At 67.7% G+C, this 23,679-nt stretch carries 20 protein-coding genes, 1 tRNA gene and 1 pseudogene; 14 read left to right on the top strand and 8 right to left on the bottom strand.

All coding sequences use genetic code 11. From position 1 onward, the window contains the following. Nucleotides 1–71: 71 nt before the first annotated feature. Nucleotides 72–1,154, bottom strand: coding sequence for a hypothetical protein (locus H6717_03625; protein MCB9576108.1), 1,083 nt, complete (start codon nucleotides 1,152–1,154; stop codon nucleotides 72–74). A 100-nt stretch (nucleotides 1,155–1,254) separates the two neighbouring features. Between H6717_03625 and H6717_03620 the strand changes: the two genes are divergently transcribed. From H6717_03620 to H6717_03610, 3 genes are read left to right on the top strand one after another with little or no spacing between them, the layout of a single operon-like run. Next, the gene (locus H6717_03620; protein ID MCB9576107.1) at nucleotides 1,255–1,728 is read left to right on the top strand and encodes a hypothetical protein; all 474 of its coding nucleotides are present in this window, start codon (nucleotides 1,255–1,257) and stop codon (nucleotides 1,726–1,728) included. After that, on the top strand, nucleotides 1,728–3,377 hold the full coding sequence (locus tag H6717_03615) for a hypothetical protein (GenBank protein MCB9576106.1): 1,650 nt from the start codon (nucleotides 1,728–1,730) through the stop codon (nucleotides 3,375–3,377). Before H6717_03620 ends, H6717_03615 begins: the two co-directional genes overlap by 1 nt. A 1-nt stretch (nucleotide 3,378) precedes the next feature. After that, nucleotides 3,379–4,257, top strand: coding sequence for a DMT family transporter (locus tag H6717_03610; protein MCB9576105.1), 879 nt, complete (start codon nucleotides 3,379–3,381; stop codon nucleotides 4,255–4,257). Here the strand turns inward: H6717_03610 and H6717_03605 are convergent. Together H6717_03605 and H6717_03600 are read right to left on the bottom strand one after the other, a co-directional pair. Continuing rightward, nucleotides 4,240–5,232, bottom strand: coding sequence for a hypothetical protein (locus H6717_03605; protein ID MCB9576104.1), 993 nt, complete (start codon nucleotides 5,230–5,232; stop codon nucleotides 4,240–4,242). The genes H6717_03610 and H6717_03605 overlap by 18 nt on opposite strands. A 481-nt stretch (nucleotides 5,233–5,713) precedes the next feature. Then, a pseudogene (locus H6717_03600) lies at nucleotides 5,714–6,538 on the bottom strand (serine/threonine protein kinase). Between the two features lie 255 nt (nucleotides 6,539–6,793). On the opposite strand from H6717_03600, the gene H6717_03595 reads away from it, so the two are divergent. From H6717_03595 to H6717_03575, 5 genes are all read left to right on the top strand, one after another. Beyond that, complete coding sequence (locus tag H6717_03595; protein MCB9576103.1) at nucleotides 6,794–7,279, top strand: hypothetical protein; 486 nt, start codon at nucleotides 6,794–6,796, stop codon at nucleotides 7,277–7,279. Nucleotides 7,280–7,543: 264 nt separating this feature from the next. Next, nucleotides 7,544–8,260 (top strand): transposase, encoded by a 717-nt coding sequence (locus H6717_03590; protein MCB9576102.1) that lies wholly within the window; start codon nucleotides 7,544–7,546, stop codon nucleotides 8,258–8,260. 205 nt (nucleotides 8,261–8,465) lie between these two features. Beyond that, nucleotides 8,466–8,537: transfer RNA gene (locus H6717_03585), tRNA-Thr, on the top strand. Nucleotides 8,538–9,181: 644 nt separating this feature from the next. Further along, on the top strand, nucleotides 9,182–10,411 hold the full coding sequence (gene argJ / locus H6717_03580; GenBank protein ID MCB9576101.1) for a bifunctional glutamate N-acetyltransferase/amino-acid acetyltransferase ArgJ: 1,230 nt from the start codon (nucleotides 9,182–9,184) through the stop codon (nucleotides 10,409–10,411). Nucleotides 10,412–10,431: 20 nt separating this feature from the next. Further along, entirely contained in the window at nucleotides 10,432–10,740 is a 309-nt protein-coding gene (locus tag H6717_03575; protein MCB9576100.1) for a PDZ domain-containing protein, read from the top strand. Nucleotides 10,741–10,797: 57 nt separating this feature from the next. Here H6717_03575 and H6717_03570 read toward each other — a convergent pair whose 3' ends face one another. After that, nucleotides 10,798–11,808 carry an alpha/beta hydrolase family protein gene (locus H6717_03570; GenBank protein MCB9576099.1) on the bottom strand — a complete coding sequence of 337 codons (1,011 nt, stop codon included), beginning with the start codon at nucleotides 11,806–11,808 and terminating at the stop codon, nucleotides 10,798–10,800. A 10-nt stretch (nucleotides 11,809–11,818) separates the two neighbouring features. Then, complete coding sequence (locus H6717_03565) at nucleotides 11,819–12,652, bottom strand: NYN domain-containing protein (GenBank protein ID MCB9576098.1); 834 nt, start codon at nucleotides 12,650–12,652, stop codon at nucleotides 11,819–11,821. 99 nt (nucleotides 12,653–12,751) lie between these two features. Between H6717_03565 and H6717_03560 the strand changes: the two genes are divergently transcribed. The 4 genes from H6717_03560 (at nucleotide 12,752) to H6717_03545 (ending at nucleotide 19,526) form a co-directional block, all read left to right on the top strand. Further along, nucleotides 12,752–15,304 carry a response regulator gene (locus tag H6717_03560; GenBank protein ID MCB9576097.1) on the top strand — a complete coding sequence of 851 codons (2,553 nt, stop codon included), beginning with the start codon at nucleotides 12,752–12,754 and terminating at the stop codon, nucleotides 15,302–15,304. A 121-nt stretch (nucleotides 15,305–15,425) separates the two neighbouring features. Then, the gene (locus tag H6717_03555) at nucleotides 15,426–16,706 is read left to right on the top strand and encodes a methionine adenosyltransferase (protein ID MCB9576096.1); all 1,281 of its coding nucleotides are present in this window, start codon (nucleotides 15,426–15,428) and stop codon (nucleotides 16,704–16,706) included. 195 nt (nucleotides 16,707–16,901) lie between these two features. Further along, nucleotides 16,902–18,152, top strand: a complete 1,251-nt coding sequence (locus H6717_03550) for a choice-of-anchor L domain-containing protein (protein ID MCB9576095.1) — start codon at nucleotides 16,902–16,904, stop codon at nucleotides 18,150–18,152. Between the two features lie 102 nt (nucleotides 18,153–18,254). Next, nucleotides 18,255–19,526 (top strand): putative metal-binding motif-containing protein, encoded by a 1,272-nt coding sequence (locus H6717_03545; protein ID MCB9576094.1) that lies wholly within the window; start codon nucleotides 18,255–18,257, stop codon nucleotides 19,524–19,526. A 59-nt stretch (nucleotides 19,527–19,585) separates the two neighbouring features. Here the strand turns inward: H6717_03545 and H6717_03540 are convergent, their stop codons facing one another. The 3 genes from H6717_03540 to H6717_03530 all read right to left on the bottom strand — a co-directional run bounded on the left by H6717_03540 (nucleotide 19,586) and on the right by H6717_03530 (nucleotide 22,475). Beyond that, on the bottom strand, nucleotides 19,586–20,479 hold the full coding sequence (locus H6717_03540; protein MCB9576093.1) for a GGDEF domain-containing protein: 894 nt from the start codon (nucleotides 20,477–20,479) through the stop codon (nucleotides 19,586–19,588). A gap of 151 nt (nucleotides 20,480–20,630) precedes the next feature. Continuing rightward, nucleotides 20,631–22,043, bottom strand: coding sequence for a type I glutamate--ammonia ligase (gene glnA, locus H6717_03535; GenBank protein MCB9576092.1), 1,413 nt, complete (start codon nucleotides 22,041–22,043; stop codon nucleotides 20,631–20,633). 93 nt (nucleotides 22,044–22,136) lie between these two features. Continuing rightward, entirely contained in the window at nucleotides 22,137–22,475 is a 339-nt protein-coding gene (locus H6717_03530) for a P-II family nitrogen regulator (GenBank protein ID MCB9576091.1), read from the bottom strand. Nucleotides 22,476–22,582: 107 nt separating this feature from the next. On the opposite strand from H6717_03530, the gene H6717_03525 reads away from it, so the two are divergent. Next, nucleotides 22,583–23,131 (top strand): hypothetical protein, encoded by a 549-nt coding sequence (locus H6717_03525; GenBank protein MCB9576090.1) that lies wholly within the window; start codon nucleotides 22,583–22,585, stop codon nucleotides 23,129–23,131. Continuing rightward, entirely contained in the window at nucleotides 23,128–23,538 is a 411-nt protein-coding gene (locus H6717_03520) for a DUF2752 domain-containing protein (GenBank protein ID MCB9576089.1), read from the top strand. The genes H6717_03525 and H6717_03520 overlap by 4 nt, the downstream gene beginning before the upstream one ends. The last annotated feature ends 141 nt before the right edge of the window (nucleotides 23,539–23,679 follow it).

Genomic DNA, 23,679 nt, shown 5'->3' with positions numbered 1-23,679 from the left:
TAGCGCATCGAAGCGCGCTTCGTAACTCGCCCGCGGCGCGGGACCGATGGCCCCGCGCCTGCGCGCCGTGATCAGGTCGGAACGGCGGTGCAGCAGCCCGTCAGGCAGAACTGACCCGAAGGACACGCGGGCTGGCAGGACAGGCCGCAGGGCTGCTTGCCCACCGGGCAGATCTGACCACCGCAAGAGCCGCCGCTGCCGGCGGTACCACCGGTGCCGGAGCCGCCCGTGCCGCCCGTGCCGCTACCGCCCGTGCCGGCATCCGGGGGCGGCGGCGAGCACTCCGGCGGGAGCTCCGTCTTCCCCAGACACAGCTCGCACTTCTCGCACGTGTTGAGACAGCCCTTGACCGGAGTGCAGGGCTGGCACTTGGTGGGGTCGTTCACGTCCTTCAACGTGCAGGAGCCGACGCCGCTCTTCTCGGAGCCGAGCCAGACCCACTGGTTGCCGCCGGCGGGCAGATTGCAACAGCCGAAGCAGTCGCAGCCGTTGGGCGTGAGGTCGCCGCAGAAGCTCAGACAGGCATTTGACTGCTTGTCCATGAGCTGCGTACAGCTCTGACTGGTGCCAGGGGTGTTCGCGTTCGGGTCGTACGCGCAAGTGGAACCGGGACCCTCCGGCGGGTAGTTCGGCGCTACCGAAAGGGGATCGCACTCGTGGTTCCAGTGGCAGTCGTCGTTGCCCGAGCCCGAGTCCTGATCGAAGTAGCAATCGACGGTGCAGGCGGGACCCGCCTGACCAGGGATTGATCCGTAATAGGTATTCTCGGCGTTGTGACAGGGTCCGAGACAATCCGGATCCTCCATGTCGACCTTGCCGTCGTTGTCGTTGTCGATGCAGTCGCCGCAAGCGTAGAGCTTGCCCTGGCACTTCGCGGGCACGCAGGCGCCGGTTCCGCCGGTGCCGGTGCCCCCAGTCCCAGCGCCGCCGGTTCCGGTGCCACTGGTGCCGCCGCCGCCGTCCTGACCCGCGCCGCCCGTGCCAGTGCCGGAGCCGCCACCGGTCGACGAGCCGGCCGAGCCTCCACCGCTCCCCGCAGAGGCGCCGCTGCCCGCGGAACCGTCGGGGCTATTGGCAGATTCGTCGGAGCCTCCACATCCCGCGAACGCGACCACAGCAACGAAAAGAACACCCGCGATATGACGGAAACGCATCATTCCTCCAGCCTGCTGGCAGGGGTGGGTGGTGACTCAAGGGTCGCGTTATGAAATTCCTCTCCAGTCAGGGCGTACAGTCCAGCTAGAATCGCGAACCGTGAAGAGTCGAATCCTCCTGCTTCTCGCCGCGGTCGCGCTCTCCGGCTGCCCCGGTACCCTGGACAATCCCGAAGACTTCCGCGAAGGCGGCAGTAGCGGCGGTGGGGGCAGCTGCCCCCCCGGCACCAACGTCGAGACCGACATCCTCGGCAAGGCGACTGGTAGCGGATGCGCCACCAAGATCTGCCACGACGCGCAGGATCCCGCGGGCAACCTCGACCTCGCCTCTCCGGGCCTGGCGAGTCGGCTGTTGGATCAGACGTCCACCTCCACCGACTGCAGCGGCCACGTGCTGGTGGACTCGGCCAACCCCAGCCAGAGCCTGCTGCTCGAGAAGCTCGCGACCCCCGCCCCCTGCGGCGACCCCATGCCCCTCACCGGTTCCCTCACCGCTCAGGAGAAAGCGTGCATCACCGAGTATGTGAACGGACTGACCGGGAGCGGACAGCCCCAGGACGCGGGGACCGACTGATGCAGCGCTTCACGATCGCACTGTGCGCAGCTTTGGCGTGCGTACTGGCGTTGTTGTCGCCGGCCACTGCTTGGGCCGAGGGTGGCACCCGCGTGGTGGTGGGTGAAATCTCCGGCGATGGTGGCGACGCCGTGCGCGCCGCCGTGCTGCGCGGCCTCGACGGCCACTCGGAGCTGTACCTGGTGAGCGCGGATGCCGCAGGGGACGTGAGCAGTGCCGACGGCGTGAAGGCCGCGGGGCAGAAGCTCGGCGTGGCGATGGTGGTCGAGGGCAGCGTCAAGGGCGGCGGTAAGTCCTGGGAGGTCACCCTCCGGCTTCGGAGCGGCAAGGACGGCGAGGTCGGCGAGAGCCACAAGTTCCGCGCCGACAGCCAGGACGCCCTCACCGAGAAGGTGGAGAAGGTCGTCTTCAAGGAGATCGGCAACAGCCTGAAGGACGCGAAGTCCCCCGGTGGAGGCGGCGGCGTCGTGGTGCTCGAGTTCAGCGGGCCGCAGGGCAAGGCCATCCGGGGCTACGTGGTGTCGGCGCTGAAGCGCGACAAGAAGGTCGATCTGACCGACGCCGAGGGCGTGGACTCCGAGTCGGGTCCGGATGCGCTGAAGGCCGTAGGCGCCAAGGCGTTCGTCGCCGGCACGGTGACGAGCAAGAAGGCGAACGAAGTGAAGATCGCCGTGAAGAACGGCGCCGACGGCGAGACCCTCAGCGAGTTCACGTTGAAGGCGGGCTCAAAAGGCGCGCTCCGCCGCGTGATCGCGCGGGACCTGCGCAAGAAGGTCGCCGCGTCGCTCTCGCGGGCCAAGGCGCCGGAGCCCCCGGCGGAGACCATCCCGGGGGAAGAAGGGGCGTCCGACACGGCGGCCGACGAAGAAGAGAAGCCCGCCGATGAGGAAGAGGAAGACGAGGAGCCGGCCGCGGCGGGCGGGCGCCCGTCGCCGCTGGAGATCGGCGCGGGCATGCGCGCGTTCTCCCGGAACTTCCGCTACACCGACGATCTCTTCGACTCGCTCCGCTCCTACAAGCTGAGCGCCGCGCCGGCCGCGTTCGTATGGCTCCGCTGGTATCCCGCGGCGCACTTCACCGACAGCTTCGCCGCCAACATCGGCCTGGCCGGTGGCTTCGAGCAGGGGTTCGCGCTGAAGAGCAAGGTGTCCGGTGGAAAGGACCTGACCTCGAGCATGCGCTCCTGGTACGGCGGACTGCGCGTGCGCGTCCCGTTCGAGCTGAACGAGCTCGGCGTGCAGGCGAGCTACGGCCGGCACAGCTTCACGGTCGACGACGATCCGCAAAACCCCTTGGTCCCCGACGTCGACTACCAGTACGTGCGCCTCGGCCTGGACGGTCGAGTGCGCGTCTCCAAGGTGACGCTGGGCGCGCACTTCGGATACCGCTACCTGCTCGGGACCGGAGACCTCGAATCCGACGCCTGGTTCCCCAACGCCACGGGCGGTGGCGTGGATGCCGGGTTGATGGGCGGCTACGAGGTCGTGAGCGGCCTGTCCATCGTGGCGGGCTTTGATTTCCGCCGCTACTTCTTCAGCCTGAAGCCGGACGCCGGGGCGGCCCGTGTCGCCGGCGGGGCGCTGGACGAGTACCTCTCCGGATGGGGCGGCCTGATGTATCGCATCCCCGACGCCGCGGCCGCGGAATGACGTGACCGAGCGGAGCGCGCCGCGAGCGCGCGCGCTCGTGATCGCGGCCGCCGCCACTTTCTCCACCGGCGGGGCCGCCATCAAGGCGACCACCCTGAGCGCCTGGCAGGTGGCCTGCCTGCGCTCCGCGGTGGCCGCAGTGGTGCTGCTGTTGCTGTTGCCGGCAGCCCGCCGGGGCATGTCCCGCCGCTCGTTGATCGTCGGCGTCGCCTACGGCGCGACGATGGTGTCCTTCGTGTTGGCCAACAAGCTCACCACCGCCGCCAACACCATCTTCCTGCAGTCCACCGCACCGCTGTACGTGCTGCTGGCATCGCCCTGGTTGCTCCAGGAGCGGATGCAGCGCAGGGACGTTCCCTACCTCCTGGTGCTGGCGTTCGGTCTTTCGCTGTTCTTCGTTGGCGTGCGCCCGCCGGATCGACTGGCCCCGAACCCACTGCTCGGAAACATCGTGGCCGCCGGAGCGGGAGTGGCGTGGGCATTCACCGTGCTCGGGCTCCGCTGGCTCTCGCGCCCTGACGCCCGCGGATACGCCCCGGACAACATGACCGGGGTGCTGGCGGGCAACGTCATCGCCTTCGTCGTCACGCTGCCCTTCGCGCTGCCCATCGCTCACGCCACGCCGACGGACTTCGCTGCCATCGGCTACTTGGGCGTGGTTCAGATCGGCATGTCGTACTGGCTCCTGTCCCGCGGCCTTCGCGACGTGCCGGCGCTGGAGGCGTCGCTCTTGCTGCTGGTCGAGCCCGTGCTCAATCCGATCTGGGCCTTCGTGTGGCACGGCGAGACCCCGGGCGGCTGGGCCATCGCCGGGGGCGCCATCATCCTCGGTGCAACCGCCGTGAGAACCCGCTGGGTCCGCTCAGAAGCTGCCGGATAGGCTGAGCCCGCCGCCCCGCCGCGCGACGAGCGGCGCCACCTGCGGCCCCTTCGACGCCTTGTTCGCGTCACCGCTGGTGAGGATCAGAACCACTCCGGCGCCGATGGCGGCTACCCCGACGCCGACGCCGATGGTGGAGATGAGCGCTTTGGATTCGGCAGCGTCGATCTCGTCGCGCCCCGCCGGCGTGCACTTCTTGTCAGGGCACAGGCTGGGATCGTCCTGGGCATCGCTGGCTTGTTTCTGCGCCAGGATCCCGAAGATACCCCCGCCGATCAGCGCGGCTCCGCCCACTCCCGCGAGCACGTAGCCGAGGGTCTTGTTGTCGGTGCCGGAAGTGGCGGTGTCCATGCGGGCGTCCCCTCCCTCCGCGCCGGGGGGCGGCGCCGCTGCTTCCGGAAGCTTCCGGAGGGCCGGTATCGTGACCGTGCGCTGGTCCTTGGACCGGCCGATCGAGACCGTGGTCTTCCACGGCGCATGGCCCGGTGCGCTCGCTTCGATCTCGTGATCTCCGGGGTCCACCGCCAGCGGCACGCCAAAGGATCCTTCCGACAGCTCCGTCTCCCCGCGCGTCACCTTGAAGCCTTCCGGCCGCTCGTCGGGGGCGTTGATCTGCAGCTTGGACAGGCCCGGCTCCAGGCGCGCGGCGCCTTCTTCCGCCGCCGTCTGCTGTTCGCTGCGGCCGCGATCGTGGGCCATGGTGGCCGCCTCTTTGAAATTGGCCCAGGCGGTGGCGGTGCGCCCGAGCTTCTCGTTGCAGGCTGCCAGGTTCAGCAGGGTGCCCGGCGACGGATCTTGGGCGTTGCTCGCAGCGAACTTCTTGCAGGCCTCTTCCGTCTTGCCTGCTTCCATCAGCTGACGACCGGCGCGAAACAGCGACTCCGCCAGGGCCTTGTCGCCGGCGTGCGCCGAGGTCGTGATAGCGGCCAGGGCGAGACACAGACAGGCGGCGGCGAGCAGGCGATTAGCGAACATCGTATGCATCGTACTTCTTTGGCGTGGGAGCAGGGGCGGGGGTCGCGGCCGGCTTGGGCGCCGGGGGCTCCGCCTTGGGGGCGGCTTTCGGTGTGACGGCCTGAGGCTTGGGCGGTGCGGCAGCCTTGGGCGGTGCCTCGGCGCTGGGCGCGGGGTCGGCGCTGGGCGCGAACTCGACGGGCGCCGCGGACGCCAGCGGCTCGACCTGCGCGGGCAGCGCGGACTCCAGGGGCTCCGCCGAAGCGGGCGCCTGGGCAGCCGTCGAGCCGCGAACCACACCCATCACGCCGATGGCGGCAGCGGACAACACCACCAGCAGACCGCCGCCGATGGCGACCGGCAGCCACACCGACGTGGTCTTGCGGGGCGCCGTCATCGGCGCGTTGGTGGCTGATTGGGCGAACGACGCGTTGGTGGAAGGGTCGTACGCCGCCGTCACTCCCGCGGGGTGCGGCAGCATGCCGGTCGCTGCCGCGGGCTGCATTCCTCCGGCGCGCGCCAAGCGCTGGATGATGGTGTGCGAGCGGGCGGGCGCCCAAGGAGCGAGCGCCACGACCAGCTCCGCCACGCTCTGGAAGCGCCGCTCGCGGTCGCGTTCGTAGGCGCGCTCGAGGACCTGAGCGAGCTCGGGGGAGACATCCGGGCGCAGCTCGCGGAGCGGCGTCGGGGCTCCGGTCGCGATCTCCACGCACAACGCGGGGAAGTTGTCCGCGATGAACGGCTGCCGCCCGGCCAACAGCTCATACAGCGTGACGCCGAGGGCGTAGATGTCCGTGCGGTGATCCACGGAGCGGGATTGCTTGATCTGCTCCGGCGACATGTACAGCGCCGATCCGACCGTCGCCGTCGTGCGCGTGAGGCTGTCGACCTTGTCGTCCCCCACCACCTTGGAAATGCCGAAGTCGAGCACTTTCACCATGGGCGAGCCATCCGAGTGCTGGCTCACGAACAGGTTGGCGGGCTTGAGGTCGCGATGCACGATGCCCTGCGCATGCGCGTCTGCGATGGCGTCGCAGGCCTGCACCACGTAGTCCACGGCATCCTCCACGGACAGCACGCCGCGCTCGAGACGCACCGCGGCGTCGGTGCCGTCCAGGAACTCCATCACCATGTACGGCAAGTCGCCGTCCAGCGTGCCGACATCCACCACGCGGGCCACGTGGCTGCTCTTGATCTTCGCCGCGGCCCGCGCCTCGCGGAGAAAGCGCTCCGCCGCCTCCCCGCTCCCCGCGTACTCCGGCAGCAGGAACTTCAGCGCCACCCGCTCGTGCAGCTGCAGGTGCTTCGCCTCCACCACCACGCCCATGCCGCCCTGTCCGAGAAGCCGGACCACCTCGTACTTGCCAGCAAGCACGGTTCCCGGAGCGATGGATGGCGTAGCGAGAGTCACGTCGAAGCTCGAGAGAGAATCTACGCGATTCGACTACAAATGTCCGGCCCCGCCGAATTCCATGGCGGATTGCCGCGTGTCACGATCCGCCGCAGCGGGCGGATCCGCTCGGTCACGCAGCGCGCATCGCGCACCTTCCCCGGCCTTTGGCCGTCCGCATGAGTGGCACGGATGCTGCGTGAATTCGACGGCATGAACGTCGTATTCGGATTCCCAGACCGCGCACACGCCGACGACGCCCTCGCTCGACTCCGCGACCATCTACCCGAGGTGGAAGAACCATTGATCGTGGAGAAGACGACCAAGCCGTCCGACACCGTGATGCGCACGAAGAAGGTCCCGCTGTCGATGGTCCTAGGCATTGCCGCAGGCTTCGGCGTGGGGCTCGTCACCGTTTTGTTCTTGGAAGCCGTGGGCAATGGACCGCTGAAGATCGGCATCGCCCTCGCCGCCGGCGGCATGGGCGCCATCATCGGCTTCTTCGTGGGCGCGATGGCACGGCTCGACGCGCAGCAGAAGAAGACCGAAGACGCGACGCGCGACCTGCCGCCGTCCACCATCGTCACCGTGCGGCTCGACGACGAGAGCGACGTCCGCCAAGCGCGTCGCATCTGCACGGAGCTCGACGGCGTCGAGCTGATGCGCGACGCCGCCTGACGCGCTCCCGCGCCGCCCACCCCGTCGCTTCCGCGCCGCCCACCCCGTCGTTCCCGCGCCGCCCACCCCGTCGCTTCCGCGCCGCGCACCCCGTCGCTTCCGCGCCGCGCACCCCGTCGCTTCCGCGCCGCGCACCCCGTCGCTCCCCGTCGCTCCCGCGCCGCGCACCCCGTCGCTTCCGCGCCGCACCAACACAAAAAAACAAAGGTGCGGACAACGCACTTGCGCATCGCCCACCGCGTGTCAATATATGCCAGATTCAAGATGCGCGCGCATCCGTCAGCCCCCCGTCATCAGCTCCCCAGCGATAGAAAGCGCGGCTGGGGCGGGCGGCGCGCGGGCGCAGGGCGTCCACGGCGGCGTGAGAGCGGCGTCGCGCATCTCCAACGAGGGGACACCAGCGCGGACGTTGCCGTCCACGTCACCCTGCGCGTGCAGAAGCACGTGTACAAGCTCCGGTCCAAGCGCTGCTTCCGCGTGATCCAGAAGGCGTTCGCCGCTTGGCAACAGCGCAACGGGTTTCGGCTCGTGCACTTCGCCGTGATGAGCAACCACGTGCATCTGGTGGCAGAGGCGGAAAGTCGGCAAGCGCTCTCGCGCGCGCTTCAGGGCATCTCCATCCGCATCGCCAAGGGGTTGAACGCCGTCATGCAGCGTCGTGGCAAGGTGTTCGCGGATCGCTTCTTCAGCCGAGTGGTCCACGACGCACGAGACATGCGCAACGTCCTTGCCTACGTGCTCAACAACGCCCGGCGCCACTGCATCGCGGGCTCCGTGAAGAAGAACTGGGTCGACGAGTTTTCCAGCGCCCACGCCTTCGATGGTTGGACGGTCCCGATCGAAAGCCGCGCCCAAGCTCCGCCCCCCGTCGCCCCTGCTCTGAGCTTGATCATGCAGAACTGGAAGTACGCCGGCGGTCTCATCTCGCCGAGCTTCGTGCCCGGTCCGGGCCTCATGCAGGAGCACCCCTCCGCTCGTTGAGCGTCCGCTTGGCTGAAGCGGGTGTCGAGCTCCCGACGCTTGGGGCTGTTGGTCCGCCGCGGAACCTCGAGAAACGCTACGCCGAGCTCCCGACGCTTGGGGCTGTCGGTCCGCCGCGGAACCTCGAGAAACGCCACGCCAAGGCCGGAAACTTCGCCTCTTGACTCGACTGACCGCGCGCGTATGCTCGCCGCCCCAAATTCCGGCCAGCTTAGCTCAGTGGTAGAGCAGCGGTTTCGTAAACCGCAGGTCTGGGGTTCAAATCCCCAAGCTGGCTCCGACTGTTCTCTCTCGAGAACCAAAGTGTAGCTTGGGTCTTCGGCCTCTGTCCGGTGCGATAACCCCCTCGTCGGTACCTTCCGACACTAGCTCGAGACTCTTGCTCGGCCGGCTCAAATCCCCAAGCTGGCTCCGTCTGCCTTCTTCGAAAGCCAGTTTCGTAGCTTGGGTCTTCGGCCTCTGTCCGGTGCGATAACCCCCTCGTCGGTACCTTCCGACACTAGCTCGAGACTCTTGCTCGGCCGGCTCAAATCCCCAAGCTGGCTCCGTCTGCTTTCTTCGAAAGCCAGTTTCGTAGCTTGGGTCTTCGGCCTCTGTCCGGTGCGATAACCCCCTCGTCGGTACCTTCCGACACTAGCTCGAGACTCTTGCTCGGCCGGCTCAAATCCCCAAGCTGGCTCCGTCTGTTCTCTTCCGAGAACCAAAGTGTAGCTTGGGTCTTCGGCCTCTGTTCGGTGCGATAACCCGGTGACCGGCACTTCGAACCGCTAGCTCGAGACCCTGGGTCGATCGGCTCAAATCCCCAAGCTGGCTCCGTCTGCTTTCTTCGAAAGCCAGTTTCGCAGCTTGGGTCGAGAGGCGTGGTGGCTTGGAGCTCGGGCCGCGTGCGGCCGGCGGCGCGACGAGGTATGGCGCAGAGCCATGACGGAAGCATCCTCAGGCGCGTCGTCGGGCTACGGCCACTTGCCGTCGGGCGTCACGGTGGGCGGCCTGTCGTTTTCGGCGCTCTCCGCCGGGATTCGCAAGGACGGCCGCGCGGACGTGGCCCTGGCCGTTGCGGATCGGCCGGCCACGGTGGCGGCGGTGCTCACGCGGAATCTCGTGCGCGCGGCGCCCGTGCTCGTCACCGAGGCGCGCGTTCGGGCGGGCAGCGCGCGGGCGATCGTGGTGAACAGTGGGTGCGCCAACGCCTGCACCGGGGAGCCGGGCGTCGCGGCGGCCCATGCATCGACGGAAGCGGTGGCGCGAGTGCTGCGCGTGGAGCCCGAAGCGGTGCTGCCGGCATCCACCGGAGTGATCGGCGCGCTGTTGCCCGCGGACAAGATCGCGTCGCGCGCCGGCGACCTCGTGGACGGTCTACGCCCCGACGGCTGGGAAGCCTTCGCGCGCGCCATCATGACGACGGACCGCTGGCCCAAGGTCGCCGCCGAGACGGTGTCCACCGCGGAAGGCCCCATCACCCTGCTCGCCATCGCCAAGGGGGCCGGCATGATCCACCCCGACATGGGGCCGCCGCACGCCACCATGCTCGGCTTCGTCTTCACCGACGCCGTCGTGGACCAACCCACGCTGGCGTCGGCCCTCGCGGGCGCCGTGGACGTCACCTTCAACGCCTGCACCGTGGACGGCGACACCAGTACGAACGATTGCGTCATCGCTCTCGCCACCGGCGCCACGGGCCGGCACGCCACCCGGGCACAGCTCGAGCCGGCCCTGTTTTCCGTCTGCGACGCGCTCGCGCGGTCCATGGTGGCGGACGGCGAGGGCGCGAGCCACGTCGCGGAAATCCGCGTCGCGGGCCTCGCGAACGACGCGGACGCCCGCGCTATCGCCCGCACCGTCGCGACATCCCTGCTCGTCAAGACGGCCCTGTTCGGCGAGGACGCCAACTGGGGTCGACTGCTCGCTGCGGCGGGCCGCTCGGGCGTGCATTTCGACCCGACGCGCGCCGCGATCGCCATCGGCGGCATCGACATCGTCAAGGGCGGCCTCGCCCTGGGCGTCGAAGCGGAGCAGCGCGCCGCCGTGGTGCTCAAAGCTCGGAGCTACACCATCGATCTTTCGCTGGGCGACGGTCCCGGCCGCGGTCGCTATCTCACCAGTGACCTCGGTCACGGCTACGTGGACGTGAACGCGGGCTATCGCTCGTGAGGCGCGCGCTGCTGCTCGCGCTGGCCCTCGGCGCCTGCGGTCCCGAGAAGGGCACCATCGGCGCCGTGCTGGCGCAGGACCCCCGCGGCCACCTGGTGGTGCACGACGCGCCCAAGGGTCTCGGGGCGGAAAAGCAGGGGCTCGAAGCAGGCGATCAGATCCTGACCATCGACGGCATGGACGTGCGCATGCTCGATCAGAAGCGCGTCCACCAGGTGCTCTCCGGCGCCGTGGACGAGCCCGTGAAGCTCACGGTGCTGCGGGGCGAAGAGGTGATCCGCGTCACCATCAAGCGCACCCCCGCCAAACGCATCAAAGCCGCCCCATAGCGCTGCCTGCGAACCGCGTGGTTCCGCGGCGGACCGACAAGAAATGATCGCCGCGGGTTAGAACGACGCCAAGAAGTCGTCGATGCGCTGGGTGATGCGATCGATGTGCAGCGGGAAGGTCATGTGGCCGCCCTCGATCCACAAGATGTTGGGCTCGCCCCACTGCGTCCACTGCGCCTCGGCCAGGGCAGCGTCGATGTAGACGTCCTCCCGCGCCTGGATCCACAGCTGCCGCTCGGGCGCCAGCTTGGGCAGGGCGCTGGAGAGCCCCAGGCGCCGAAACAAGTCCCGGCGCTGCTCGGCGTCGATACCCCAGCGCTCGAGGTCCGCCTTCATGCGCCATAAGATGGGCGCTTCTTCCACGGCGGCTTCGAGCTCCAAGTGCGAGATGATGGGGACGACGAAATCTGGCGTGGGGGTCAGACAGGCGAGCAGCATGGTGATGGCGCCGCCCAGGCTGATGCCCGTGACGCCCACGCGCTCGTAGCCGTGATTCCGAAGCCACGCCATCAGCGCGCGAGTATCGCAGGCGGCCTGACGCACGCCCTCCATGGAGCGCACCAGATCCGCCGTCCAGAAGAACTCGCCGGAGAACAGCGCTTCCTTCGGCTTGCGGGAGCCGTGGAAGGGCAGCGCCACGTGCAAGATGTCCACGCTGAGCTCCCGGGACCACTTGCGAAACAGCGTGGACTCTTCCGCCCAAGAGCCGGGCTCGAGCCAACCGTGCACGTAGATGAGCGCCGTCTTGCGTTGCTCCCCAGCGGGGCGGATCCAGCGCGCGTGCGCCACGAGGTTCTTCTTGTACTCGCTCTCGTGGCGCCGCCGGTAGCGCGAGCACACCACTTCGTGCGTGCTGGTCCAGGTGAGCGTGGAGGTGCGCATCGCGCGATCGAGCAGCGTGCGCTGGATTCGCAGATCCGTGATCGGCTTCGGTACCGGGAACAGCTGGTCCGGAGCCAGGTCCAGGTACTGATGCAGGTAGCCGATGGTGTTTTCCTTGGCTCCCCGGAGGTGCAGCAGGCGTGACATCGCGCCTGCGAATCGATCCGCGCTGCGCCCGTAGCCCATGCGCCGACTCCTACGCTTTGGGGCCGAAGCCCAAGATCAGGTAGCCCCCTGATTTTTCGTCCTTCTGCAGCTCCAAGAGGCCCTTTTCTTGGGCGTCCTCCAGGAGCTCATTGAAGTTTCGGTAACCGTGGAAGGTCTCGCTGAAGGTCGGCTTCTTGCGCTTCAGCGTCTGCTTCACCATCGAGCCCCACAGCGTGTCGTCGCGCTCGCGAAACAGCGCGTCCACCGTGTCGAGCACCAGCTCGAGCCCTTCCTGCGATCGCTTCTCCTCTTGAGCGTCCTCCGGCGAGGCCTTCTTGCTGGCCTTGCTGGCCTTCTTGCGACCGCCACCGCGGGAGCGGCTCTGCTTGTCCCCGGCCTTGGGCTTCTCCCGCACCAAGTCGTCGTAGTAGATGAACTCGTCGCAGTTCTCGATCAAGAGGTCGCTGCTGGAGTTCTTCACTCCCACGCCGATCACCATCTTGTCGTTCTCGCGAAGCTTGTTCACGAGCGGCGAAAAATCGCTGTCACCGCTGACCACCGCGAACATGTCCACGTGGCCCTTGGTGTAACAGAGGTCCAGGGCGTCCACGACGAGACGAATGTCCGCGGAGTTCTTCCCGGAGTAGGACACGTGGGGGATCTCGATCAGCTCGAAGCCCGCCTCGTGCAGCGGCCGCCGCGCGGTCTTGTAGCGTTCCCAGTCGGAGTACGCCTTCTTGACGACGATCTTGCCCTTGTCGAGCAGACGCTCGAGCACGAGGGAGATGTCGAAGGCGTCGTACTTGGCATCCCGCGCGCCGATGGCCACGTTCTCGTAGTCACAAAAGATGGCGATATTCGGGGCTCTGTCGCTTTCACTCACGTTCCGGGCGTACCACGGAATCGGGGGCGCCGTGTGCCCAGGTTTGTCGGTCCGGCGCGGGACCTCCCGCTCCGCCCACGGATGTTCTACCGTCCCGTTGTGAGCAGCGACTCGGCGGAGCTTTACGAGCTGTTCCTCGCCCTGGCCCCGGCTCGTATCGAGGCGGCGCGGGCGGCGCTCGATCTCGACGGTGCGGACCGCGCCGCTGAGCTCGCGGCGGCGCTGGTGCCCTTCGCCGTGGATGCCGCCTTGCTCGGCGCGGAAGGCGTGAGCGCATTGGCGCGCGCGGCGGCCTATGCGGTGGACGTCGAGCGCGGGGAGCTCGATGCGGCGCTCGACACCTTGGAGTCCTCCGCCGAGGCGCTCGGCCACGGCGACGAGTCCGGCGCGCGCGTGAACGAGACGGAGCTCATCGAGCAGGCGCGTTCCCTCGGCGTCGGGGTCGCCGAAGCGCCGGTCGCGGCGCCTGCGACGACGGACCCCAGCGACGACAGCGTGTGGGAGCCGACCCTCGCCGAGGACATGATCGCCGCGTTCCTGGACGAATGCGTGGAACGCCTCGAGGGCCTGTCGGAGCGCCTGCTGGTGCTGGAGGAGAGCGGCGGCGACAAGGAGCTCGTGGGCGAGATCTTCCGCGACTTGCACACGCTGAAGGGCTCGAGCGCGTTCGCCGGGCTCAAGAAGATGAACCGCGTCGCGCACCTGGCGGAAGATCGCATCGGCGAGCTACGCGACGGAAAGCGTCAGGTCGACAAGAACCTGGTGGACCTGTTGCTCGAGACGCTGGACGTGCTCAAGGCCATCGTGGATCGCGCCCGAGCGCGGGAGCCCATCGACGTGGACGTGAGCGGCGTGCTCGCGCGGCTCGAGGATCCCGGCCGGCCGCGGGTGGTGGCGGCGGCACCGGTGGCGCCGCTGCGGGGCGCGGCCCCCAAGCCACGGGCGGCGGCGGCCGCCCAGGCCACGCTCCGCATCGACTTCGCGAAGGTGGACCAGCTCTTGAACCTCGTCGGGGAAATCGTGCTTTCCCGCGGGCGCCTGGCCGCCGCCGCCGAGGTACAAGGCGCACTCCTGCGCGAGGTCGCAGGTCTCCGCAAGAAGCTCGCCGCAAGCGTCGGCGCGGCGAGCCCGCTGGTGGACGAGCTGCAGCGCACGGAGCGCGTGCTGAGCGAAACCTATGCGGACCTCGACGCCGGGCTCGGCTCCTTGGGCCTCGCCGTGGGGCAGCTCCGCGACACCGTGATGAAGCTCCGCATGGTGCCCATCGCGCGACTCTTCACCAAGTACCAGCGCACGGTGCGGGAGCTCGCCGGCAAGCTCGGCAAGCAAGTGGCGGTGGAGCTCTCGGGACAGGAAACGGAGCTCGACAAGGTACTGGTCGAGCGCCTGGAAGATCCGCTGTTGCACCTGGTGCGGAACGCCGTGGACCACGGCGTGGAGACGCCGGACCGGCGCCGCGCGGCGGGCAAGAACGAAGCAGGGCTCGTGCGGCTGTCGGCGAGCCAGCGCGGCGGACAGATCGTGGTCACCATCGAGGACGACGGCGGCGGCATGGATCCCGGCAAGCTCAAGCACAAGGCCGTGGACAAGGGTCTGTTGACGGCCGACGAAGCCGCGCAGCTCGATGACCGCAGCGCCTTCGAGCTGATCTTCCGGGCGGGGTTCTCCACCGCGGAGCAGGTGAGCGACGTCTCCGGACGCGGCGTGGGCATGGACGTGGTGCGCGACACCATCGCCAAGCTGAAGGGCAGCATCGGCATCGACTCCGAGCTCGGTCGCGGCAGCCGCATGGAGCTGCGCCTGCCGCTGACGTTGGCCATCACCCAGGTCCTCGCAGCGCGGGTCGGCGGTGAGCTGGTGGCGGTGCCGCTGGACGCCGTGGTGAGCGCGCAAAACGTCTCCAGCGGGGAGCTCGAGACCGTGGCGGACGGCGTGTGCCTGCGGGTCGGCAGCGAGCTGGTGCCGGTGGTGGACCTGGCGCGAGTCCTGGGCCTCGAGCGCGAGGCCTCCTTGAGCGACCAGGGCGAGGCCAGCGTGGTGATCGTGGAAGTGGGTAGCGAGCGCCTGGGCCTCTTGGTGCAGCAGGTGCTGGGCCGCCATGAGGTCGTGATCAAATCGCTCGGGCCGCTTCTGTCCCGGGCGCCCTGCGCCGCCGGGGCCACGCTGATCGGAGACCGCATCTTGTTGGTCGTGGACCTGGCCGAAGTGCTGGTCCACGCCAAGGGTCGGACGCTGCCCGAAGCTCCGGTGCTCGCCGAGCGGCGCGCCGTCGCCGAGCGCGGCCGCATCCTCGTGGCGGAAGACAGCGACGTGATCCGCGAAGCCATTCGCCGCGAGCTCACCCGGGCCGGCTTCGAGGTGGTCGCCGCCGCGGACGGAGCAGAAGCGCTGCAAATTGCCCGCGAGCAAGACTTCGACGCCGTGAGCACGGACGTGATGATGCCCAAGATGGACGGCTACGAGCTCACCCGCGCGCTGCGCAAGGAGCCGCGCTTCCAGGGCGTGCCCATCGTGATGGTCACCAGCAAGGACGCGCGCATCGACACGCTGCGCGGTTACGACGCCGGTGCGGACGCGTACATCACCAAGCCTGCCGACGCCGCCGAGTTGATCCGCACGCTGGACGCCCTACTGGCCCGACGCGGAAATTGAGGCGGATTCTCCGCCCCCTTACATTCGAGAGGGTCCGTGCTAGGGTCCCCGCCCGCCTTCCGGGAACGGCGCCGCGCGAAAGCCCGCGCTTCCCTACGTATACGACCGAAATGGAGTCAATATGAGTCGATATCTCTTCACGTCCGAATCCGTCAGCGAAGGTCATCCCGACAAGATCTGCGATCAGATCTCGGACGCGGTGCTGGACGCTGCGCTCAAGGGTGATCCGCGCAGCCGGGTCGCCTGCGAAACCTTGTGCAAGACCGGATTCGTGGTCGTCGCCGGAGAGATCACCACCAAGTCGACCGTCGATTTCGGGTCCATCGCCCGCGGCGTGATCAAGGACATCGGATACACCAGCTCGGAGATGGGTTTCGACTGGGAAACCTGCGGCATTCTCACCGCCGTGGAGCCTCAGTCTCCGGACATTTCCCAGGGCGTCACCGAGGGCTCCGGCATGTACAAGGAGCAAGGCGCCGGCGATCAGGGGCTGATGTTCGGCTACGCGTGCGACGAGACCCCGGAGCTGATGCCCGCGCCCATCATGTACTCCCACGCGCTGATGCAACAGCTGGCAGCCGTGCGCAAGAGCAACAAGGTGAAGTTCCTACGCCCGGACAGCAAGAGCCAGGTCACCATCGAGTACGAGGACGACCGGCCGAAGCGCATCGAAACCGTGGTCGTGTCCACGCAGCACTCGCCGGACGTGAAGTACAAGGCGCTACGCGAAGCGGTCATGGAGCTGTGCGTGAAGAAGGCGCTGCCCAAGGACATGCTGGATTCGAAGACCAAGTTCTTCATCAACCCCACCGGTCGCTTCGTGATCGGCGGCCCCCATGGCGACGCAGGCCTCACCGGCCGCAAGATCATCGTGGACACCTACGGCGGCATGGGCCGCCACGGCGGCGGTGCCTTCAGCGGCAAGGACCCGTCCAAGGTGGACCGCTCGGCTTGCTACTACGCGCGTTACGTGGCGAAGAACATCGTCGCCTCGGGGCTCGCCCGCAAGGCCGAGGTCCAGGTCGCCTACGCCATTGGCGTGGCCAAGCCGGTGGGCGTGTACGTTCAGACCTTCGGCACCGGCAAGGTGGATGACGAGACGCTGCAGAAGTACGTGGCGCAGCACTTCGACTTCCGCCCCAAGGCGCTGATCGACGAGCTGGACCTGCTACGGCCGATCTACCAGGCCACCGCGGCCTACGGTCACTTCGGTCGGCGTGGCTTCTCGTGGGAGAAGGTGAACCGCGCCAAGCAGATGGCTTCCGACCTGCTGGGTGGCAAGCGCGCGTCCGCCAACGGCGCCAAGAAGACCGCCAACGGCAAGAAGGCGACCAACGGCGCGCCCAAGAAGAAGGCCGCGAAGCGCGCGCGCAAGAGCTCGGGCCGCTCAGCCCAGGCCTGATCCCCTCGAGCCGTCTACAGCGCTCGCGAAATTTTTCGTGAGCGCTGTAGCCTTTGGGGACAAAGCTGACAAACGGCGGGGCGCTCGCGTGACAGGGGCCGACCCCGAAGCTACTGTACCTTGCCTCGGGTGCTCGGAAAGCCACCGTAATCGGCGGACGGGCGGCTCCAATGCATCCGAGCGCGGGACAAAACCATGCGCACGACGGCCTCCCTCCTTTCTTCCATCGTTCTCCTTTCCCTGGCCGCTGCTGGCGCGGCCTGCTCCAGCACCAACAGCGGCAACAACAACGGCGGTGGTGGCGGCGCCGCTGCCAGCGGGGGCGGGGGCAACGGCGGCACTGGCAACATCATCAACGTGGGCGGCAACGGCGGTAACGGCACCGGCGGCAAGCTCAACCAAGCGCCGCCCTGCACCAACCTCGACCCCAACTCCGATGGCGACGGCGACGGCTTCACGCCCGCCGCCGGGGATTGCAACGACTGCACCAATCAGATGAACCCTGGCGCCTTCGACTACCCGGGCAACGGCGTGGACGAAGACTGCAACGGCGTGCCGGACGACGAGCCCGTCGGCTGCGACAACCAGACCGTGGACATCGGCTACGGCGATCCGGTGGTCGCCGCCCATGCCATCGGCATCTGCCGCATGGCTCAAGGGTCGAGCTGGGGTCTGGTCAGCGCCAAGTACGTGAAGGCGGACGGCTCGCCGGGCATGAACGACATCAGCCACGGCTTGCTGCCGAACTTCGGTCCGGGCGTGAACCCTCGGGAGGGCACCAACATCCTGGCGCTCTCGAGCGGGACCGCACGGCGCCCGGGGGATCCCGGCTTCCAAAGCCCGAGCGGTGCCGACATGGGCACCACCGGCAATACGCCTCCCGGCTTCCCCAAAGACTCCCCCGCGTGCAACGTGCAAACGGCGTCGGACACCACCGCCAATGACACGGCGGCGCTGGAAATCGTGGTGCGGACGCCGACGAACGCCAACGAGATGGCGTTCGACTTCAACTTCTACACGTTCGAGTTCCCCGAGTACGTGTGCACCCAGTACAACGACTTCTTCGTTGCGCTGGTCAGCCCGGAGCCGGCGAACGCCCAGTCCGGCAACGTCTCCTTCGACAGCCAGGGCAACCCCGTGAGCGTGAACAACGGTTTCGTCGAGGCGTGCCAGCAGCAGACCGCCGGCGGCAAGAGCTTCCCCTGCTCTCTCGGCACCGGAATGCTCCAGAACACGGGCTTTGACGAGCTGTCCTGGACGGGCCCCCACGCAGCGACGGGCTGGCTCAACACGCAAGCGCCCGTGCCCGCGGGCGCGGAGGTCACCATTCGCTTCGCGATCTGGGACATGGGTGACCACATCCTGGATTCGACGGTGCTGATCGACAATTTCACCTGGGATCTGGGCGAGGGGGAGACGCCCGTCACGAAACCGGTTCCGCGCTGATGGTGGCGCCCCCTCTCTTTGTCCAGCGCGGTGCTTCGCGAGGGACTTGATTCAATGACCCGGAGCGGGCGGCCCGCTCCGATTTGCGGCGGCAGGTTGAAGATGAAACGAGCGTATTTCGCAGTAGGTGGCTTGACCTTGGTCAGCGCGCTGGCTCTTGCAGCCGGCTGCTCCAGCAACAACAACAGCAGCAACGCGGGCTTGGGCACCGGCGGCGGCAACACCGGCGGCTCTGGCAACGTGGGCAACGCCGGCAACACCGGTGGCTTCGGCAACTTCGGCGCCACGGGCGGTGGCGGTCCTTTGATTGACGCCGGCGGCGGCGCGGGCACCGGCGGCGGCACCAGCACCTGCAACGCCGGCCCCACGGAAGACTACGACAAGGACGGCTTCACCATCCAAGATGGCGACTGCAACGACTGCGAGCCCAACGCCAACCCCGGCGCCTTCGACGTGATGGGCAACGGCGTAGACGAGGACTGCGACGGCACGCCGGACAACACCGTGGAGCACTGCGACGAGACCATCCCCGACGTCGGCTACACGGACCCCATGGCCGCCGCCGCGGCCATCGGCCTGTGCCACGTGGCCACCGCCGGCGACAAGAAGTGGGGCGTGCTCGAGGCCAAGTACGTGCTGGCGGACGGCTCCCCGGGCATGAACCCGCTGAGCGCGGGCCTGCTCGAGGCCTTCGGCCCCAACGTCAACACGCAGGAGGGCAAGCGCATGCTGGGCCTGTCCAGCGGCACCGCGCGGCAGCCGACGGACCCGGGCTACCAATCCGTTGGCGGTTTCAGTGCGGGCACTACCAGCCCCCAGCCCCCCGGCTTCCCCATCGACACACCGGCCTGTCCCGGCGTCACCACCGGCGGCAACGCCAACGATCCGGGTGGCTTCGAGGTGAAGATCCGCGTTCCCACCAACGCCAAGAGCTTCAAGTTCGTGTTCGACTTCTACACCTACGAATTTCCGTCGTTTATCTGCTCGTCGTACAACGACTTCTTCGTCGCGCTCCAGAACCCACCGCCGCCGAACGCGATCCAGGGCAACATCTCCTTCGACAGCCAGAACAACCCGGTCAGCGTCAACAACGGGCTCTTGGAGGTGTGCACGCCGCAGACCGCGGGCGGCAAGACCTTTCCCTGCAACCTGGGCCCCGGCGAGCTCACCGGCACCGGCTTCGAGAACCACGCCGCCACCGGCTGGCTGGAGACTCAGTCTCCGGTGGATCCCGGCTCGGAGGTCACGCTCCGCTTCATGGCCTACGACGTCGGCGACCACATCCTCGATTCCACGGTGTTGATCGACAAGTTCGAGTTCAGCACCGAGGAGGCCACCGGCTCCACCACCAAGCCGGTGCCCGTGCCTCGCTGAGCAGCGTCAAGGTTCGGTTTCGCGCCCGCGTCGGATCTCCGGCGCGGGCGCTCTTGATTTCAGCACACGCGGTTGCGACCGCCGCCCTTGGCGGCGTAGAGCTGCGCGTCCGCGCGCTCGTACAGCGTTTCTGGAGCGGTGTCCGTGGTCAGCCGCTCGGCCACGCCCAAGCTCACCGTCACCGGAATGTGCGTGCCGTCGAACTCGAAGCGCGTGCCCTCCACCGCCGCGCGCACCCGCTCCGCCAGTTGCCGGGCCGCTTCCAGCTGAGCGCCGGGGCACAGGATCGCGAACTCTTCTCCCCCGACCCGAGCCAGGAGGAAGTGCTGCGGCACTTGCTGCGCCACCACTCCCGCCACCTGGCGCAGCACGGCGTCCCCCGCCGTGTGGCCGTGGGTGTCGTTGATGTTCTTGAAGTGGTCCAGGTCGAACACGATCAAGCTGAGCGGCTTGGGATCCATCCGAGCTCGCCACACCACGTTGTGGAAGGTCTCGTCGAAGTGGCTCTTGTTGTTGATGCCGGTGAGACCGTCGTAGCGCATCAAGCGCTGGATCTCCTCGTGGTACGCGCTCTCCACGTTGGCGCTGGAGATGTACTTGAGCAACACCTTCCCGATCTGGAGGCGATCACCATCGCTCAGGACATGATCCGTGATGCGCGCCTCGTTCACGTAGGTGCCGTTGGTCGAGCGCAGATCCACCGCGTGGTGGTGGTGACCGTCCCAGGTGATGCGCGCGTGGAGGCGGCTGACGCTGTCGGCATCCAGCTGCAGTCCGCAGGCGGAGCCGCGACCGATGTCGATGGTCTGTTCGCCCAGGATCACCCGATGTCCCAGCCGGGGCCCCGCGATGACGACGAGGAACGCCTGCCCGGGCACACTACGCCGCCAGGAACGAGTGAAGTCCCGCGTAACGGTGACTTCTACGGTGGTCTCGAAAAGGTCGTCCGGCACCTTTGGGATCCACGGAAGTTACCACACCCTCTTCCGGAGCGGCGTGTGCGCCGATGTGCGCCCCCATGGAAGCCGGGATTTTCGCGGCCCAAATGCAGCACGGCGACGAAGCCCGAGAGCTTCGTCGCCGCGACTGCCGGCCGAGTGGCCGTCAGATGTCGTAGTACAGGAAGAACTCCACCGGCGTGGGGTGGAGGCGAGTGAACTGCAGCTCGCGCTCGCGCTTGTAGTCCAGCCACATCTCGATGGCGTCCCGCGTGAAGACGTCGCCCTTGAGCAAGAACTCGTGGTCCGCTTCCAGCGCGTTCAGCGCGTCTTCCAGCGAAGCCGGCACCCGCGCCACGTCCTTCAGCTCCTCCGGGGACAGGGAGTAGATGTCCTTGTCCAGCGGATCTCCGGGGTCGATCTTGTTCTGGATGCCGTCCAGCCCCGCCATCATCATGGCCGGGAAGGCGATGTACGGATTGCAGGTCGGATCCGGGAAGCGCAGCTCGAGGCGCCGCGCCTTGGGCGACGGCGAGTAGGTCGAGATGCGGATGGCCGCCGAGCGATTTCGGCTGGAGTACGCCAGGTTCACCGGGGCCTCGAAGCCTGGAACCAAGCGGCGATAGCTGTTGGTCGTGGGGTTCGTGATGGCCGTGAGCGCCCGCGCGTGCTTGAGGATGCCGCCGATGTACCAGAGGGCGATGTCGGACAGGCCCGCGTAGCCGTCGCCGGCGAACAGCGGCTTGCCGTCCGCCCACAGGGACTGGTGGCAGTGCATGCCGTTGCCGTTGTCGCCGTAGATGGGCTTGGGCATGAAGGTCGCCGTCTTGTTGTAGCGGTGGGCGACGTTCTTCACGATGTGCTTGAACCACATCAGCTTGTCCGCGCAGCGGACCATGCTGTCGTAGCGCATGTCGATTTCGCCCTGGCCGGCCGTCGCTACTTCGTGGTGGCTGACCTCCACCTCGATGCCGACCTGCTTCATCTCCAGGCAGATCTCGGTTCGCAGATCCATCTGCGAGTCCTGCGGAGCAACGGGGAAGTAGCCTTCCTTGTGACGGATCTTGTGGCCCAGGTTCGGCTTCTCGTCACGACCCGTGTTCCAGTCCGCCTCCACGGAATCGATGTGGTAGTAGGCTTCGTTGCTGCTGGCGTCGAAGCGCACGTCGTCGAAGATGAAGAACTCGGCTTCCGGCCCGAAATACACGGTATCCGCGATGCCCGTGCTCTTGAGGTAGGCCTCGGCCTTGCGCGCGATGTGCCGCGGATCCCGCGAGTAGTTCTGCCGCGTGATGGTGTCCTGGATGGTGCACTGCAGGCTGAGCGTGGGGTGCTTGGTGAAGGGATCCATGACGGCCGTCTCGGGATCCGGAATCAGCAGCATGTCGCTCTGATTGATGGGCTGGAAGCCGCGGATGGAGGAGCCATCGAAACCGAAGCCTTCCTCGAAGCTCTCCACTTCGAGACGCTCGAAGGGAACGCTGGTGTGCTGCCACTTGCCCGGCAGATCGATGAACTTCAAGTCCACCATCACTGCGCCGTTCTTCTTGCCTAGCTCGATCGCTTCTTTCGCTTTCATCCTGTTCGTCTCCCTTTTGCGCCCGCCGGGCGCCAACTGCGACAATCTCGAAACGGGCGCCTCGAAGCGCCCTCTATCCCGCCCCTCGTTGCCTCAGATCGCGTTGTCCCCGCGCTCGCCGGTGCGAATGCGCACTGCTTCGTCGAGCGGGAGCACGAAGATCTTGCCGTCACCGATGCGACCGGTCTTGGCACTCTTCTCGATGGCGTCGATGACCTGGAGCACCAGCTCGTCGGGCACCACGATCTCCAGCTTCACCTTGGGCACGAAGTCGACGACGTAGGCCGACCCGCGATAAACCTCTTTCTTCCCGCCGGTCCGTCCGAAGCCCTTCACCTCGGTCACGGTCATGCCCTGAATTCCGACTTCGGAGAGCGCGTCCTTGACCTCGTCGAGCTTGAACGGCTTGATGATCGCCTCGACTTTCTTCATGCGTCCTCTGCTTTCGGGGCCTGAGTAGCGGGCGCCGTGTTTCGGGAATGTTTCGCCGGGACGTCGCGAAGAAAAAGACGCATTCTCCCCACACACGAGGGCAATCGATGCAGCGAGCACACAATCCCATGGCCGGCGGCGGGGGGCCGCCACCCGGCGGCTACGGTCCGCCACCCGGCGGCTACGGTCCGCCACCCGGCGGCGCGGGCTATGGACCGCCGGGAGGCTTTGGTCCACCGGGCGGCGGCTACGGCGCTCCGCCCGCCGGCAGCTACGGTGGACCGCCCGGCTATGGACCGCCGCCGGGCCCGCGCACCGACACCTTGGCCGTCGCCGGTCTGGTGCTGTCCATCGTGGCTCTGCTCGGGGCGATCTTGAACATGCTGAGCGGCTTGTTCGGCACCTGCTGCTTCCTGTGCACCCTCGGCTCCACGGTGATCGGCGTGCTGGTGCTGGTGCCCGCCATCGCGGGCATCGTGATGGGCGGACTCAGCGTGTCGCGCATCAACAAGACGCCGGAGCAGTTCGGCGGCAAGGGAATGGCCGTCGCCGCTCTGGTCATCGGCATCATCGCCGCGCTCCTCGGGCTCGCGGAGATCGTGCTGCCCTGGCTGGGCATCGCCTGCTTCGCCGCCGCGGGATCCACCGGGCCATGAACCGCGCTGCTCGCTTCCTCGCGCGATTGGATCGCGCCGAGCTCGGCGGACTTCTGACGCTCGCGGCGTTCGTCCTGGCCGTCTCGTTCGTTCCCTTGGCGGTGTCCTTCGCCGTGACTCCGGAGGACATCGAGTCGGGCCGCGTGCAGCTCTCGCCCCCGTGCCCGTACAAGGCGAGCCACGGACGCGAGTGCGCGAGCTGCGGGCTCACGCGCGGCTTTTCCGCGATGAGCCACGGCCGGATCGCGGATGCGCGCCGTTACAATGCGGGTGCGCCCTGGCTCTACCTCGGCTTCTGGCTCCTGGCCGGCGCCAGCGCGACGAGCGCTGCCGTGGTGGTGCGGCGCCTCGCCGCTCTGGGGAACACGCGAGGTTCCGCGCTGACACCAACATCAGCTGGGAGCTGACTTCCCAGATTTTTTCTGGTCCGGCGCGAACCCCGTCGCGGCTCGACGGCTCGGCATTGGCAACTGACCGCCATCCTTCTGATCGTCGCCGTTCGATGCTACATGTCCTCGCCCGAAGCCGATCAGAAGCTCCGGCTTGGT

This window comes from Polyangiaceae bacterium, assembly GCA_020633235.1.
In the GTDB taxonomy this organism is placed as follows: Bacteria; Myxococcota_A; Polyangia; order Polyangiales; family Polyangiaceae; genus JACKEA01.
The sequence above is the reverse complement of the archived record's forward strand: the minus strand, read 5'-3'. Positions and strand labels throughout refer to the sequence as shown.